Source organism: Pedobacter sp. NJ-S-72, from assembly GCF_053890575.1.
In genome coordinates this window covers 3,231,639-3,247,923 of record NZ_CM132681.1, presented here as the reverse complement: position 1 = coordinate 3,247,923, position 16,285 = coordinate 3,231,639, and the positions used below count along the sequence as shown (strand labels likewise).

At 39.2% G+C, this 16,285-nt stretch carries 10 protein-coding genes and 6 pseudogenes; 3 read left to right on the top strand and 13 right to left on the bottom strand.

Going from position 1 to position 16,285, the window contains the following annotated elements:
• The 12 genes and pseudogenes from ACWYN3_RS21695 to ACWYN3_RS21640 all read right to left on the bottom strand — a co-directional run bounded on the left by ACWYN3_RS21695 (position 1) and on the right by ACWYN3_RS21640 (position 12,850).
• The gene (locus ACWYN3_RS21695; RefSeq protein WP_456223105.1) at positions 1–666 is read right to left on the bottom strand and encodes an alpha-isopropylmalate synthase regulatory domain-containing protein; all 666 of its coding nucleotides are present in this window, start codon (positions 664–666) and stop codon (positions 1–3) included.
• A gap of 78 nt (positions 667–744) precedes the next feature.
• A pseudogene (locus ACWYN3_RS21690) lies at positions 745–1,186 on the bottom strand (2-isopropylmalate synthase); the annotation flags it as partial.
• 1 nt (position 1,187) lies between these two features.
• Entirely contained in the window at positions 1,188–1,478 is a 291-nt protein-coding gene (locus tag ACWYN3_RS21685) for a hypothetical protein (protein WP_456216305.1), read from the bottom strand.
• Positions 1,479–1,518: 40 nt separating this feature from the next.
• The gene (gene leuB, locus ACWYN3_RS21680) at positions 1,519–2,610 is read right to left on the bottom strand and encodes a 3-isopropylmalate dehydrogenase (RefSeq protein WP_456216304.1); all 1,092 of its coding nucleotides are present in this window, start codon (positions 2,608–2,610) and stop codon (positions 1,519–1,521) included.
• Positions 2,611–2,614: 4 nt separating this feature from the next.
• Complete coding sequence (locus ACWYN3_RS21675) at positions 2,615–4,072, bottom strand: ATP-binding cassette domain-containing protein (RefSeq protein WP_456216303.1); 1,458 nt, start codon at positions 4,070–4,072, stop codon at positions 2,615–2,617.
• Positions 4,072–4,660 (bottom strand): annotated as a pseudogene (gene leuD, locus ACWYN3_RS21670) (3-isopropylmalate dehydratase small subunit). Before leuD ends, ACWYN3_RS21675 begins: the two are co-directional and overlap by 1 nt.
• Positions 4,661–4,807: 147 nt before the next feature.
• Positions 4,808–6,216 (bottom strand): annotated as a pseudogene (gene leuC / locus ACWYN3_RS21665) (3-isopropylmalate dehydratase large subunit).
• 53 nt (positions 6,217–6,269) lie between these two features.
• Complete coding sequence (gene ilvC / locus ACWYN3_RS21660; protein ID WP_456216302.1) at positions 6,270–7,757, bottom strand: ketol-acid reductoisomerase; 1,488 nt, start codon at positions 7,755–7,757, stop codon at positions 6,270–6,272.
• Positions 7,758–7,828: 71 nt separating this feature from the next.
• Positions 7,829–8,451, bottom strand: a pseudogene (gene ilvN / locus ACWYN3_RS21655) (acetolactate synthase small subunit).
• 9 nt (positions 8,452–8,460) lie between these two features.
• Positions 8,461–10,203 (bottom strand): annotated as a pseudogene (gene ilvB, locus ACWYN3_RS21650) (biosynthetic-type acetolactate synthase large subunit).
• Positions 10,204–10,235: 32 nt separating this feature from the next.
• Positions 10,236–11,936 (bottom strand): annotated as a pseudogene (gene ilvD, locus ACWYN3_RS21645) (dihydroxy-acid dehydratase).
• A gap of 23 nt (positions 11,937–11,959) precedes the next feature.
• Entirely contained in the window at positions 11,960–12,850 is an 891-nt protein-coding gene (locus tag ACWYN3_RS21640) for a branched-chain amino acid transaminase (RefSeq protein WP_456216301.1), read from the bottom strand.
• Positions 12,851–13,560: 710 nt separating this feature from the next.
• Between ACWYN3_RS21640 and ACWYN3_RS21635 the strand changes: the two genes are divergently transcribed.
• The 3 genes from ACWYN3_RS21635 to ACWYN3_RS21625 are packed head-to-tail and all read left to right on the top strand — an operon-like array spanning position 13,561 to position 15,949.
• Positions 13,561–14,784 carry an ABC transporter permease gene (locus tag ACWYN3_RS21635; protein ID WP_456216300.1) on the top strand — a complete coding sequence of 408 codons (1,224 nt, stop codon included), beginning with the start codon at positions 13,561–13,563 and terminating at the stop codon, positions 14,782–14,784.
• A complete protein-coding gene (locus ACWYN3_RS21630) occupies positions 14,781–15,776 on the top strand; it encodes an ABC transporter permease (RefSeq protein ID WP_456216299.1) in 996 nt (331 codons plus the stop codon). Before ACWYN3_RS21635 ends, ACWYN3_RS21630 begins: the two co-directional genes overlap by 4 nt.
• A 23-nt stretch (positions 15,777–15,799) precedes the next feature.
• Entirely contained in the window at positions 15,800–15,949 is a 150-nt protein-coding gene (locus tag ACWYN3_RS21625) for an ABC transporter permease (RefSeq protein ID WP_456216298.1), read from the top strand.
• A gap of 85 nt (positions 15,950–16,034) precedes the next feature.
• Here the strand turns inward: ACWYN3_RS21625 and atpC are convergent, their stop codons facing one another.
• Positions 16,035–16,280 carry an ATP synthase F1 subunit epsilon gene (atpC, locus tag ACWYN3_RS21620; RefSeq protein ID WP_456216297.1) on the bottom strand — a complete coding sequence of 82 codons (246 nt, stop codon included), beginning with the start codon at positions 16,278–16,280 and terminating at the stop codon, positions 16,035–16,037.
• Between the last annotated feature and the right edge of the window lie 5 nt (positions 16,281–16,285).

The following is a 16,285-nucleotide window of genomic DNA, read 5'->3' as shown; positions in this document are numbered from 1 at the left end:
TTATAAGAATTTATTTAATGCGTCCAGATAAGCATCGGCCGATGCCTTAACAATATCAGTACTGAATCCGTAACCTAAATAAGAACGCTCTTCGAAAATAACTCTCATATTTACTTTACTTGTATCGTCACTGCCACCATGCATGGCCTGAATGGTAAACTCTTTCAATTGAATATCTTTATCAATGATACTTTGTATAGCTTTAATTGTTGCATTTACAGGGCCACCTTCAGCTTTCGCTTCTTGTTCTACGCCTTCATATTCCAGTTTTACAGTTGCAGATGGTAGTTGTGAATCTCCGCAAACTACATGTAAAGAGTTCAGTTTATAACCATTTTTATAAGTATGCTCTTCACCATCACTCATTAATGATAATAAATCATCATCTGAGATCTCTAATTTCTGATCTGCAAGCAGAAGGAATTTCTCATATACCTGATCCAGATTGATTTTCTCAATCACATAACCCAATCTTTCTAAGTGATGCTTTAAAGCATGACGGCCACTTCTGGCAGTTAATATAATTCCTGCTGCATCGATCCCTACATCTTCAGGGTTGATGATTTCGTAATTCTCTCTGTGCTTAAGGAAACCATCCTGGTGGATACCAGAGCTATGTGCAAAAGCATTCTGCCCGATAATCGCCTTATTAGGCTGTACAGGCATTCTCATCATACGGCTCACTTTAGCACTGATTTCACTGAAATGTTTCGTATTGATATTGGTTTTCAGATTCAGCGCATGGTGGTGTGTTTTTAAAACCATCGCTACTTCTTCCAATGCCGTATTTCCAGCACGTTCACCGATACCATTAATTGTACATTCTACCTGACGGGCACCATTAATTACACCGGCTAGCGTATTTGCTGTAGCTAAACCTAAATCATTGTGACAATGCACAGAGATAATCGCCTGATCTATATTTTTAACATGCTCTTTCAGGTAAAGGATTTTAGAACCATACTGTTCAGGCAGGCAATAGCCATTGGTATCAGGAATATTTACTACTGTAGCACCTGCTGCAATTACAGCCTCAATCATTTGGGCTAAAAATGCATTATCTGCACGGCCGGCATCTTCCGCAAAAAAAAATATCTTCTACAAATCGTTTTGCATATTTTACAGCTTCAACAGCACGCTCCAGAATATCTTCACGTGTACTATTGAATTTATATTTGATGTGCATATCAGAAGATCCTATCCCGGTATGTATTCTTGGGCGTTGCAAATTGTAAAGCTGCTACTGCCGAATCTATATCCTTTCTGTTTGCCCTGGTCAGTGCGCAAATAATCGGTTCGCGTACTGCTTTGGATAATTCTACCACACTTTGGAAATCGCCAGGACTGGATATAGGGAAACCAGCTTCAATTACATCTACGCCAAGCGCTTCCAGTGCTTTAGCAATTTCTATTTTTTTTTTCTGGTGTAGAAAGCTGGCAGCCTGGAACTTGTTCTCCATCACGAAGGGTCGTGTCAAATACGTAAACTCTATTAGGATCGTGTAGCATAGTCATGGTTTAGTTAGTGTAAGTTTGTTGTGTGATGAATTTTAAGACGAGTTTACCCATATCCTGAGTACCTAATACTTTATATGGGCTGGTCGAATCGTCGGCGATGTCACTGGTTCTGTAACCATCTTTTAATACCCTGTCAATAGTTGAAATGATTAACTGAGCTTCTTCTTTTAAGCCAAAGCTGATTTCGAGCATCAATGCCGCAGATAGGATAGAGGCAAGCGGGTTAGCCAGATCTTTACCGGTAATATCATGTGCAGAACCGTGTATAGGCTCAAAAAATCCAGTTCCGTCTCCAATAGATGCAGAAGCAAGCATGCCCATTGAACCCGCAATCTGTGAAGCTTCATCAGTTAAAATATCACCAAACAGATTTGCTGTTAAAACCACATCAAATTGTTTAGGATCTTTAATCAATTGCATAGCTGCATTATCAACAAATAAATGCTGTGTTTCTACTTCCGGATATTGTTTGGCGATTTCCTGAACTGTTTCTCTCCATAATCTTGAGCTTTCCAGAACGTTTGCTTTATCTACAGAACATAACTTTCTGCCACGCTGCATTGCTGCCTCGTAAGCTTTATGTGCAATTCGTTCTACTTCATATTTATGATAGATCATCAGATCGGATGCGGTATTTTTATCTTCAGATCTGGTTTTTTCACCGAAGTAAACATCTCCTGTAAGCTCTCTGAAAAATAGAATATCTGTACCTCTGAGGATATGTGCTTTGATACTTGAAGCATTTAACAATTCATCAAATAATAGAATAGGACGTAAATTAGCATACAGACCCAGTTCTTTACGGATTTTAAGTAAACCTTGTTCAGGACGTACTTTTAAAGAAGGATCATTATCATATTTCGCATGGCCGACAGCTCCAAACAGGATAGCGTCACTTTTCCTTGCTTTTTCTAAGGTTTCATCTGGTAACGGGCTACCAGTAGCTTCGATTGCTGCATGTCCCATTAGTGCTTCATCAAAGATGAATTCATGGTCATAAATAGCTGCGATTTGCTCTAGAACAGCTTTCCCCCATTGGGTAACTTCGGGTCCAATACCATCTCCTGGTATAACTAGTATGTTTTTCTTCATTTTACTAAACGCTTTCTAAGATGTTTTCGACGGATTTTACTTCGCCGTTTTCTAATAAAATTCTTTTCTCTATGCAAGCAGGTAGTTGTGATTCAAAATGGCCAACATAAATCAGTGTACCATTTTGACATAATTCATCTACCAGCTTGTTAAAATATTGTGTTTGCTGCTGATCTAAACCCTGACATGGTTCGTCAAGTATTAATAGCTCAGGGTTCTTTATAATTGTGCGGGCTAAAAATGCCAGTCTTTGTTTCCCTAATGGAAGCTGGTTTAACAAAATATCCTGGTATTCAGTCAGTCCGAAATAGCTGATTAACTCAGCTGCTTGTGTTTGCTTTGTATAATCGGGTTCGCGGAATAAGCCTGAACTATCAAAAAATCCAGAAAGGATACTTTGTTTAACCGTTGCTAAGGGATCAAAATACCAGTGCAGCTCCGGAGAGATTAAACCAATACGTTTTTTGATATCCCAGATACTTTCGCCGCTGCCTCTTTTATTTCCAAATAAGTGAAGATCATTGGCATAAGCCTGAGGGTGGTCGCCTGTAATTAAACTTAACAAGGTTGATTTGCCAGAACCATTAGGCCCTTGCAATAACCACTTTTCTCCTGCTTTAACTTCCCAGTTAATATTTTTTAAGACCTGCTTTTCGCCATAGCTGATATTTACATTGATCATTTTGATAATGTCATCAGCAGATGAAACAGGTGCCTCATTTAAAAAATCGGGAATTGGTTTGCTTTCCTGTTCAAATTCAAGCGTATGTTCATCAGCTGAAATTTCAATCAGTTTACCTTCGCTAACTTCTGCGAAACGATGAACAGAAGAAGGTAATTCCCTGTCATTGCTGATTAAAATCAAAGTTGTACCAGCTGAGGTAATCTCTTCAAACAAGCCATTCAAATTGTGACGGGAAAGTTTATCCAATCCATTATATGGCTGATCAATGATTAACAACTGAGGTTTTAGCCATAACGCACTAACTAATTGTAGTTTTTTATGTTCTCCGCTTGATAACTGGATCAATGTAGAGTCTATTAAATCTGAGAAACCTAATGCTGTTAACAGTTTTTCGGCCTCGCTGAACTGAAGCTGATGTTTTTTGCCATAGCTTTCTAATTCAAATCTGACTGTAGCAGTAGTTTCCGTTGACTGTTTATTATAGCGCTGCTGATAATAAAAATTCGACTGCCCCTCAAGATCCTTAAACTGATACCAGTTTGCTACATAATGTGCAATAGGAGGTAAGCTGCTCTGCAGATCAAAATTAACTTCAATATTACCCTGAAACCTGATCAGACCTGCAATTGCTTTGGCTAATGATGTTTTGCCACTTCCGCTAATCCCACGTAACAACCAGTTCTCATTCCGGTTTATAGTCCAGTTCAAATCCTGTAACACCAGTTTATGATGATACTTTAGCTCCAGGTTTGTGATATGTACGATGGGTTGCGTCATTATTTTGCCTGTTCGAATTCTGCTATCAAATTTTTTTGGTTTAAGATGAAATCGATATCATCATAGCCATTAATCAGACACGATTTTTTATAAGCATTGATTTCAAAATCAGTTTTCTCTCCACTATCTACGATAGTTACTGTCTGTCTGATTTTCTAAATCGACATCCAGTTGTGCTTTGTGATTCTTACTCACCGCAGTATAAATGGCCGATAAAAAATCTTCACTTACCTGGATTGGCAATAAACCATTGTTCAAAGCATTTCCTTTGAAGATGTCAGCAAAGAAACTGCTGATTACGACATCAAAACCTGAATCCTGAATAGCCCATGCCGCGTGTTCGCGGCTACTGCCACAACCAAAGTTTTTTCCTGCTACTAAAATCTGACCACTATAAGTGGGGTCATTTAGTACAAAATCAGGTTTAAGCGTATGATCTCCATTATAACGCCAGTCGCGGAATAAGTTCTCACCGAAACCCTCACGGGTTGTCGCTTTTAAGAACCTGGCCGGAATGATCTGGTCGGTATCAATGTTTTCTATATTTAAAGGCACAATTGCCGATGTTAATCTCTCGAATTTTTTCATTGGAATGTAATTGTTTTTCAATGGTAATGAAGCTATCATGTGCTACCCGATTTTGTTCATTTCATTTCGGTTTGTGTTCTGCTGCACATGATGGTCTCATTTCGTATATTTGTTTTTTTCGGAGTGTTTTTGATCCTTTGAAATTTCTTAAACCTGAGTCAGCATTTCTCTTACATCTGTAATTCTTCCAGTAACTGCTGCTGCTGCTGCAGTTAACGGACTTACCAGTAACGTTCTTGCATCAGGGCCCTGACGGCCTTCAAAGTTTCTGTTCGAAGTAGAAACGCAATACTTTCCTGCAGGGATTTTATCTTCGTTCATTCCCAGACAAGCACTGCATCCTGGCTCACGAAGCTGAAAACCCGCTTGCTCAAATATCCGGTCAAGACCTTCGTTTTTTGCTTGCTGCTCCACTTGTTTTGATCCTGGAACGATCCATACCGTTACATTCTCCGCTTTTTGCTTTCCCTTTACAAATTCTGCTACTTCACGCAAATCCTCGATACGGGAATTGGTACAGCTGCCAATAAATACATAATCAACAGGCTTTCCGATTAATGAAGAATCGTCATCATCAAAACCCATATAATCAAGAGCCTTTTGATAAGATAATTTTTCTTTATCGGGCTGAGAACTCGTAGACGGGATATTTTCCTGAATGCCCATACCCATACCCGGATTTGTTCCGTAAGTAATCATTGGAGTAATATCTTCAGCTTTGAAAGTTAATACGCTATCAAATTTAGCATCAGCATCACTGTACAAAGTTTTCCAGTAAGCCAGTGATTTATCCCATTCTGCACCTGCAGGGGCAAATTCTCTGCCTTTAATATAATCGAAAGTGATCTGGTCAGGAGCAATTAATCCGCCTCTGGCACCCATTTCTATACTCATATTGCAAATCGTCATCCGGGCTTCCATACTTAAAGCCTCAATTGCCGAACCTGCATATTCAATAAAATAACCTGTACCACCGGCAGCAGATATTTTAGAGATAATGTATAAAATAATGTCTTTAGCAGATACACCTTTTCCTAAAGTACCGTTCACCTCAATTTTCATGGTCTTCGGTTTTTCTGTAATAAACATTGTGTCGCAAAAACCTGCTCTACCTGTGAAGTACCAATACCAAATGCAATCGCGCCAAATGCCCCGTGGGTAGAAGTATGACTATCCCCGCAAACCATTGTTTTACCCGGAAGGGTAATTCCCAGTTCAGGGCCGATGACGTGAACAATCCCTTGAAAAGGATGTCCCAGGCCATACAGCTCTATACCGAATTCTGCACAGTTTTTGGTCAGCATATCAACCTGATAGCGTGAAAGTTCTTCTTTGATCGGCAGCAGCTGATCAATTGTTGGTACATTATGGTCAGCTGTGGCCACAGTTTGCTGCGGACGGAAAACAGGTAAGCCTCTTTTGCGCAAGCCATCGAAAGCCTGCGGTGAAGTAACCTCATGGATTAAGTGCGTATCAATATATAGAATATCAGGAAACCCGGTTTCGCTTTTTACAACGTGTGCATCCCATATCTTTTCTACTAATGTTTTTGACATCTTATAATTGTTTTGTAAATCAGGCTATTCACCAGAGAGGTTTTATATTATTCTTATACTGTTTTAATAGATTTCATTGCAGTCATTGCTTTTCTCAGTTCGGCACCGATAGTTTCAACTTCATGCGAACGGATCACTTCATTTACTGCGATCAATGCTCTGTTATCTACAGAACCGTCTTTGCCTTCATTAAAGTTTTTACCGATCAGGTCAGTTTCTACATGCTTCATGAAATCAGCCAGTAATGGTTTACAAGCATGGTCAAATAAATAACAGCCATATTCTGCAGTGTCAGAGATTACTCTGTTCATTTCGAACAATTTTTTACGTGCAATGGTATTGGCAATCAGTGGAGTTTCATGTAATGACTCATAGTATGCAGATTCAGGTTTGATGCCTGCCTGTACCATAGTTTCAAAAGCCAGCTCAACACCTGCTCTGATAAATGCTACCATTAATAGTGCATTGTCAAAATATTCCTGCTCACCAATTTTTACGTTACCTGCTGGTGTTTTTTCAAAAGCCGTTTCGCCGGTAGCGGCGCGCCATGCTAATAAGTTTTTATCGCCAGCTGCCCAGTCTTCCATCATAGTACGGCTAAATTCACCGCTCATGATATCATCCTGATGTTTTTGAAACAACGGACGCATAATAGTTTTCAATTCTTCTGAGATTTCAAAAGCTTTGATTTTAGCTACATTGCTCAATCTGTCCATCATTGCAGTGATTCCACCTTGTTTTAAGGCTTCAGTAATCACTTCCACACCATATTGAACAAGTTTAGAAGCATAACCCGGGTCAATTCCTTTCTCAATCATTTTATCGAATGATAAGATAGAACCTGTTTGCAATAAACCACAAAGGATGGTTTGCTCACCCATTAAATCGGATTTCACTTCTGCAACGAAAGATGATTTCAATACACCAGCTCTGTGTCCGCCTGTTCCAACACAATAAGCTTTTGCCTGTACCAGACCTTTTCCTTCAGGATCGTTTTCAGGGTGTACAGGGTGTACAGCGAACGTTGGTACACCGAAACCTCTTACATATTCTGCTCTTACTTCACTTCCAGGACATTTAGGAGCTACCATGATTACCGTAAGATCTTTACGGATCTGCATGCCTTCTTCTACAATGTTAAAACCATGTGAATACAATAAAGTAGCCCCTTTTTTCATTAATGGCATAATTGCATTAACAACAGCAGTATGCTGTTTATCTGGCGTAAGATTAATCACTACATCAGCATCAGGAATTAACTCTTCATAAGTACCTACAGAAAAATTGTTCTCAGTAGCATTTTTCCACGAATCTCTTTTACCTTCAATAGCTTCTTTACGTAAAGTATAAGAAACATTTAAACCACTATCTCTTAGGTTTAAACCCTGGTTTAGCCCTTGTGCTCCACAGCCTACAATTACCAGCTTTTTTCCTTTTAATGCGTTTACGCCATCCAGAAATTCTGAACTGTCCATGAAATCACAAATACCTAATTGGTTTAATTTTTCTCTAAGAGGAAGTGTGTTAAAATAATTTGACATCGTTTATTGTTTTTTGATTTTTAAGGTTCTTTTAATTGTTTTATTGGCTAATTCTGTATCTGTAAAACGAATTACATCGTAAATACATTTTTTTCTTTATCAAGGAATTCGTTTTCAATCACATCCTCTCCTGGTTCAAGACGTTCGAATTCTCTCAGTTTACTGTTGAAGCCTTCACTGTCTTTGATGATCGCTACACGGGCACTGCGGACAAATTCAATTAGTCCGTAAGGTTGCAGAACTTCAATCAGTTTATCTGTTTCGGTGCGGTGGCCTGTGGTTTCAAATACAGTGTAATCTTTACGGATCACTACTGCTCTGGCTCCGTTTTCGCGAAGTAAACGTTCAACGACTACTTTTTCCTGAATCGTATCGGTAGGCACTTTATAAAGTGCAAGTTCCTGCCAGATGATATCCTCATTAGTATTAAAGTATACTTTAAGAACCTCTACCTGTTTCTCAATCTGTCTTGCCAGTTTTTGCGCACTACTTCTTCAGTCTCGGTAATCAGGATATTGAAACGGTGAATGTGTTCAATTTCAGAAGGAGAGACATTCAGACTTTCAATATTGATTTTTCGTCTCGAAAATATAATCGCAATACGGTTAAGTATCCCGATCTGATTTTCTGTATATACTGTAATGGTAAATTCCTGTTTAGCATTAGCTAACTCCATATCTTGAGAATTGCTCATAATCGTTAATTATTTAAGTCTGATTTCACTTACACTACAGCCCTGAGGAACCATAGGGAATACATTATGTTCTTTACTTACCATTACCTCTAAAAGGAATGATCCCGGATGCTGCAGCATTTGTTCTAATGAAGCTACAAGATCATCGCGCTCGGTAACCTTTTTACCGGCGATATAATAGGATTCAGCAAGTTTGACAAAATCAGGACTTGTAATATCAACGAATGAATAGCGTTTCTCATTAAACAATTGCTGCCACTGGCGTACCATACCCAGAAACTGGTTGTTCCAGGATCAGAATTTTAACATCAACACCAAACTGCATAATCGTACCCAATTCCTGCAAAGTCATCTGGAATCCACCATCACCAATCACAGCTACAACTGTACGGTTTGGAGCGCCGAATTTAGCACCTATTGCTGCTGGTAAACCAAAGCCCATAGTTCCAAGTCCTCCACTGGTTACCGTCAGACGGGTAGCATTCAATTTTCCATATCTGCAAGCCACCATCTGGTGCTGACCAACATCACTTACAATTACGGCTTCGCCTTTAGTTAATATGTTCAACTGGTGGATAACTTCACCCATCGTTAATTCTCCTCTTTGAGGATTCAATTCAGGCTCGATCAGTTCTTCTTTTTCAATTTTCTCAAATTGCTTGAATTCTGCTAACCAGCCTGCATGTGTTTTTTCAGTGATCAGTTTGGTTAATAATGGAAGTGTTTCTTTGCAATCTCCCCAAACAGGTACATCTGCTTTTACGTTTTTATCAATTTCTGCCGGATCATCAATATCCAGATGAACAACTTTTGCCTGTTTTGCATATTTATCCAGACGGCCGGTTACACGGTCATCAAAACGCATTCCTATAGCAATCAGAACATCACAAGCATTGGTTTGTACGTTCGGGCCATAGTTACCATGCATACCCAGCATACCAACATTTAGTGGGTGATCTGTAGGAATAGCACCTGCACCTAAAATTGTCCAGGCTGCCGGGATACCACTTTTTTCTACAAAAGCTTTAAATTCTGCTTCTGCATTACCCAGTGACACACCTTGTCCAAACAGGATAAATGGTTTCTTTGCGCTATTGATTAAAGCAGCTGCCTGCTCAATATATTCATTTCTTATAATCGGTTTCGGGCGATAGCTTCGGATATGATTACAAGGTACATAACCCTCATAATCAAATAGCTGCATCTGTGCGTTTTTGGTGATGTCAATTAATACCGGCCCTGGTCTTCCGCTTCTGGCGATATAAAATGCTTTGGCCAGTACAGCAGGAATTCAGTTGCATCAGTTACCTGGTAATTCCATTTGGTAACGGGGGTAGTAATATTGATTACATCAGTTTCCTGAAATGCATCCGTTCCTAAAAGATGTGCGAAAACCTGTCCGGTAATACAAACTAAAGGCGTACTATCTATTTGTGCATCAGCCAGTCCGGTAACCAGGTTTGTTGCGCCAGGACCGCTGGTAGCGAAGACAACACCAACTTTACCGGAGGTGCGGGCAAAACCCTGAGCCGCATGGGTAGCGCCTTGCTCATGTCTTACTAATATGTGGTTTAACTTTTCTTTATAGTCATAAATCGCATCATAGATCGGCATGATGGCTCCTCCGGGATAACCAAAAATAGTTTCAGTTCCTTCGGCAATTAATCCTTCTAACAAGGCTACAGAACCTGTTACCTGTACGGTCTTCTTGGGTTCAGCAGGGGTGGTAGTTACCTCTTGTATCGTATCCATTTTATTTGCTTTTAATTTGGGGCCTTGGTTAATTAATCAGTGTAGGCATCAGTAACACAGCCTTCACTCGCATTGCTTACTTGTTTCAGGTATTTATACAGTACGCCGCTTTTGACGGGTGGTGGTAACTGTTTCCACTCAGATCTTCTTTGTGCAAGCTCCTCGTCAGAGATATTTAATTGAAGTGTATTGTTTACCGCATCAATAGTGATGATGTCATTATCTCTAACCAATCCAATGTTTCCACCATCCCAGGCTTCTGGTGTAATATGGCCTACTACAAAACCATGTGTACCTCCGGAAAAACGTCCGTCTGTAATCAATGCCACTGATTTACCTAAACCTGCACCTATAATTGCAGAAGTTGGTTTGAGCATTTCCGGCATTCCCGGTGCTCCTTTTGGACCAACATTAGTAATAACTACTACATCGCCTCGTTGTACTTTTCCACTCTGAATTCCTGCGATTAACTTTTGCTCTCCCTCAAATACACGGGCAGGGCCTTCAAATTTTTCTCCTTCTTTACCACTGATTTTAGCTACAGCTCTTTTTTTCGGCAAGGTTACCATATAACATTTGTAAGTGTCCGGTACTTTTTAATGGACTGGTTACCGGGAAGATAATTTTTTGTTCATCAAAATCAAGATCTACCGCTTCAGCTACATTTTCAGCTAAGGTTTTACCAGTAACGGTCATACAGTCACCGTGAATTAAACCAACTTTCAACAGGTATTTTAAAACAGCCGGAATACCACCGATTGCATGAACATCCTCCATTAAATACTGACCGCTTGGTTTTAAATCAGCCAATACAGGAGTGTTATCACTGATCCGCTGGAAGTCTTCCAATTTTAAGCTCAGGCCAACCGATTTTGCCATAGCGATTAAATGCAGGACAGCATTTGTTGAACCTCCTAATACCATTACGGTCACAATCGCATTGTGAAATGCTTTGTCCGTCATAATATCTGTTGGAAGTATGTTCCGCTCTAACAGGACTCTGATCGCTTTACCAGCATGAAGACATTCTTCTTTTTTTTCTCGTCACTCAATGCCGGATAAGACGAGCTGTAAGGCAAGCTCATTCCTAATGCTTCAATGGCTGAGGCCATTGTATTCGCGGTATACATTCCGCCACAGGCACCTGCACCGGGACATGTATGGCGGATGATACCCTGATAATCTTCTTCTGATAAATTACCTGCTAATTTTTCGCCTAATGCTTCAAAAGCAGAAACTATATTCAGTGATTTTCCTTTGTATTTTCCGGAGTGGATACTACCTCCATAAACCATAATAGAAGGTCTGTTCAAACGTCCCATAGCCATGATTGATCCCGGCATGTTTTTGTCACATCCAGGAATGGTAATCAGGCCATCGTAATATTGTCCGCCGCAAATTGTTTCAATAGAGTCTGCAATTACATCTCTGGAAACCAGTGAGTAACGCATTCCGTCAGTACCATTGGACATGCCATCACTGACACCAATAGTACCGAAGGTTAAACCGACCATATCATTTTTCCATACGCCGTCTTTAACAATTTTAGCTAAATCATTTAAGTGCATATTACAGGTGTTTCCATCATAACCCATGCTGGCAATACCCACCTGTGCTTTCTGCATATCTTCTGTAGTCAGACCAATACCGTAAAGCATGGCTTGTGCGCCTGGCTGGGTAGGATCTTGCGTGAAAACTTTGCTGTAGCGGTTCAATTCTGGTGTTTGTGACATCTTCTAGTTTTATGGTTTTTCGTTTATATGATTACTTCGTAGTTTTGTTTCTCTAATACCAGTGCTTTGTAGGTACGTTGTAAGGTTGCTCCTAAAGTTTCCGTCCAGATTGCAGGGAAAATGGTGTCATCTATAGAGGCAATTCCTGCAATTTCTACTGCTGTTCCACAGAAGAAAGCACTGTCTGCACTTTTCAGGTCATCCACTGATAAGTGTTTTTCAATACATTCTATATCAAGTGTTTTGCACAACCTCAGTACTGTTGCCCTGGTAATACCAGCCAGGATATTTCCCAGTGGGGGAGTGTATAGTTTGCCGTTTTTTTCGATGAAGATATTAGCTCCCGGAGCTTCAGCAATGTTATTGTTCATATCCAGTAAAATGGCTTCATCAAAACCTTTACTTTTAGCTTCCGTAGTTGCCAGTATTGAATTTACATAGTGTCCGCTGGCTTTAGCTTCCACATGAGTTGATTTCGGATTAGGTCTCTGGTAACTTGAAACACAAACTTTTTGCAATGCATTTCCAAGATATGCTCCCCATTCCCATGCACAGATCAGGATCGAAACTTCTGTGGCTGCACTTAGCGTCATGTTTGGTGCGCAATACACTAAAGGACGGATGTAAGCGTCTTTTATGTTGTTCTTTTCCAGTAATTTATAGGTTTGTTTAATCAGCTCATTTTTGTCGAATGGAAAAGGAATATGCATCAGTTCTGCAGAACGCTGCAAACGGTCATAATGCTCTTTCACTTTAAATATTCTGGTTCCGTTATGCGTATTGTACGCACGGATACCTTCAAAAACTGCATAGCCATAATGTAAAGATTGGCTATACAAACTTGTCTTGGCTTCTGCGGCCTTGATAAACTTCCCGTTTAAGTAAAGGACTGTGGCTGAATCGTAGTATTGCATTTTAGTTTTGTTTCGGTTGTTTGGTTTTGCTCTCATTAAAAAAAAAAGCCTCTGTTGGGAGGCGCTTTCGGATATTTTTGTAGGTTAAATATTCATTTACAGCGCCTTAGTCTCCTGAAGAATCAGCAGAATAATTAGGTTAATAATGACATTAATTTGCGCTTTGAATAAACCTTGCATTTCGTTGTGTTTTTTGTTTGCTTTATATAATTACAATTTAGTTTTTGGTTTACAGACTGTCAATAGCAGAATGAAAATAAATGAAAAAAAAATATAAAGTATAAAATAGGTTTAAATTCGGTATAATATTTTGCGTAAAATATGATTAACCTTTCTAAAGGTGGTGTCAAATAGACCAGATATGATATCGGTATTCGGTATAGGTTTTATGCTTGCTTGCATCATAATATTGAAGAAATTCTGCCTAAAATCTGGAAACTGCTGAAGAAATTTGAAAAATATGAGTGATTGTTGGTCTAATAAAAAACGTTTTTGAGAACTGTTTTCCCATAAAATAAACTGGATTAACAGCAGTGCAGAATTATAGATTGCTGTTCATGTTCGTACACTCAATTGTCCGGTAACGTACGTAAATTTAATTGATGGTAATTAAAGTGCTGACTGACAGGTGTTTTTGACTTATTTTGAATGTGGCATTAAATTCGTGACTGTTTGGCTCTTAACCAGTATATTAAAGATTGGAAATCAAGATGTATAAACTGACTTTAAAAATCGCATGGCGGAATCTCTGGAAGAATAAAGTCTTTTCATTGATTAACATAGGTGGACTGGCAATCGGACTTGCCAGTTGTTTACTACTGTTATTATATGTGAATTACGAATGGAGTTTTGATAAGCAGTTTAAAAACATTGACCGGATATATTCAGTTTATGAGAATGATGACCGGATGAGTGATAAGATTACGACTAACCGTTCGTATGCTACACCAAGCCAATTGGCAGGAACTGCATTACAAACTATATCGGGAATTGAACATGTCGCCCGCCTGGTTGAAGGTGGAGGTCTTTTAAAATATCGAAATAACAATTTCAATAAAAAAATCATCTATGCTGATCCTTCCTTCCTGAAAATATTTGACTACAAATTTATCAAAGGAGATCCTGCAACAGCCTTATCAACTCCTGGTTCTGTCTTAATCACCGAAGAAACGGCGAAGGTGTTTTTTGGAGATGAAGAACCTGTAGGCAAAACCTTGAAATTTGATAACCGTATCCCTTTGGTTGTGACAGCAGTCATTAAAGATTTGTCGGCAAATCATAGTTACCGGTTTGATTTACTGATGACCTGGTCTTTATTAGAAAAAGAGCAGCCTTACCTAAAACATATGGACTGGAGTGACGGGGCATTAAATACCATCATTCAGCTTAAAGATGAAAAATCATTGGCAGCGGCAGATGCACAGATGAGAAAGATCTTTATGCAAAAGCAAAATGGGGCGAAATATATCGAGTTTTTTCTTTTCCCGTTTAAGCAAAATCATTTATATAATTCTTTTGAAAATGGAAAACTGATTGGTGGTCGTATCGACCAGGTGAGATTATACCTGATACTTGCTGCCTGTGTACTGTTTATTGGCTGCATCAATTATATGAACTTATCTACCGCACGTTCCGAAAAAAGAGCAAGGGAGGTTGGTGTCCGTAAAACCCTTGGTTCATCCCGTCAGGCGATTATCTGGCAGTTCTTAACTGAATCTTTATTATTATCCTCTCTGGCAATGATTCTTGCATTCATCTTGCTGGAAACTTCACTTCCCTATTTTAATAGTCTATTGGGAATTGAAATGTCAATTGATTACCATTCCTATGGGATCTGGGCAATCCTGATCCTGCTGATAGTCTTTACCGGGGTGCTTGCCGGAAGTTATCCTTCGTTTTACCTCTCTCTTCTTTTATACCCGTCAAGGTATTGAAAGGTTTCAAAGGTGCAGGGAATAACTCTCTTTCTATTCGTAAAGTACTGGTTGTTATTCAATTTGGTTTCTCCATCTGTATGATTGTTTGCGCGCTCATTGTGCATAAACAGACCGAGTATATGCGGACTAAACCTTTAGGCTTTAATAAAGATAACCTGGTTCAGCTTTGGAGGCCGGGTGCTTTAGCCGATCAGCATACGCTGGAGCTTTTTAAAGCTGAATTGATGAAATCCGGAGCTATAGTTGCAGCCACAGAGACAACAAACGGAGTGACGAATAATGCCGTAAGTACGGAGAAAATAAGGTGGCCTGGGCAGCAGAAAAATGAACAGATAAAAATGCAGCTTCATTTCTCCGGGTATGATTTTGTTCAAACTATTGGAACCGAAATACTTCTGGGGCGTGATTTTAACCGTGCATTTGGTCATGATTCTTTATCGGTTATATTGAATGAGACTGCCGTAAAAAAAATGAATATTAAAAATCCTATAGGAGCAAGGATCAGAAATGATGACTGGCACGCGACTTTTACTGTTATTGGAGTCATCAAAGATTATGTATACTCGTCCTTAGGAACAAAAGTAGAACCTTCCTTGTATTTTTACAGGACTGATGCTGTGGTCAATGTTATTGTACTCCGTCTTAACCCTGCGGTAAACATCACCTCATCTATCGAAAAAATAAAGGCACTAAGCCATAAGCTTAATCCGGGCTATCCGTTTGAAATGATGTTTGTCAGTCAAAAAATGGTGGAAAAACTGCATGATGAAAAAGTATTAAGTATCCTTTCTAAAATATTTGGTGGTTTTGCGATTTTCATTTCCTGTCTCGGACTGTTAGGTTTAGCCTTATACGTGGCGGAACAGCGAAGTAAGGAAATAAGTATCCGTAAAGTACTTGGTGCTGATTTAAAGAGTATCCTTATCCTGCTGAACAAAGATTTTATTAAGCTGGTCATGATCTCCAATCTCTGGTTTCAATTCCTGTAGCTTATATAACAGCCTATAAATGGTTGCAAAATTATGACTACAAAATAGAGATCAGCTATGGACCTTTCTTAGCCGCTCTTCTGTTATCCGTATTCATTGCCGTATTATCTGTTAGTCTGCAAACTTTTAAAGTTGCGAAGTCCAATCCTGTTGATGCGCTGAAATACGAATAAAGGATACCCGGGTAGACCAAAACACTGCATAAAAAAAGAGAGTGTCCTTTTGGAACACTCTCTTTCTATAATTTATGATTAAATATTAAGCTACACCCTCAGCTAAAACAATAATCTTGTTTTTTAAAACTTCAACAACACCACCTTTAATCATAAAGGTTTGTTCTTCAGTTTTACATTTAATAATTACTGGTCCATCTTCTAAAGTTGAAATAATAGGAGCATGGTCTCTCAAAATCTGAAAAGATCCCATGGTACCTGGTACAGTAACTGCTGTTACTTCGCCTTCGTAGACTTTTTTATCTGGTGTGTTTAATATTTCTAATGTCATATGTT

Bases quoted from the DNA above. Each gene is read 5' to 3' on its own strand.
- ACWYN3_RS21695 (WP_456223105.1), bottom strand. From the start codon at position 666: ATGCCTGTACAGCCTAATAAGGCGATTATCGGGCAGAATGCTTTTGCA.
- leuB (WP_456216304.1), bottom strand. From the start codon at position 2,610: ATGAAGAAAAACATACTAGTTATACCAGGAGATGGTATTGGACCCGAA.
- ACWYN3_RS21675 (WP_456216303.1), bottom strand. From the start codon at position 4,072: ATGACGCAACCCATCGTACATATCACAAACCTGGAGCTAAAGTATCAT.
- ilvC (WP_456216302.1), bottom strand. From the start codon at position 7,757: ATGTCAAATTATTTTAACACACTTCCTCTTAGAGAAAAATTAAACCAA.
- ACWYN3_RS21640 (WP_456216301.1), bottom strand. From the start codon at position 12,850: ATGCAATACTACGATTCAGCCACAGTCCTTTACTTAAACGGGAAGTTT.
- ACWYN3_RS21635 (WP_456216300.1), top strand. From the start codon at position 13,561: ATGTATAAACTGACTTTAAAAATCGCATGGCGGAATCTCTGGAAGAAT.
- atpC (WP_456216297.1), bottom strand. From the start codon at position 16,280: ATGACATTAGAAATATTAAACACACCAGATAAAAAAGTCTACGAAGGC.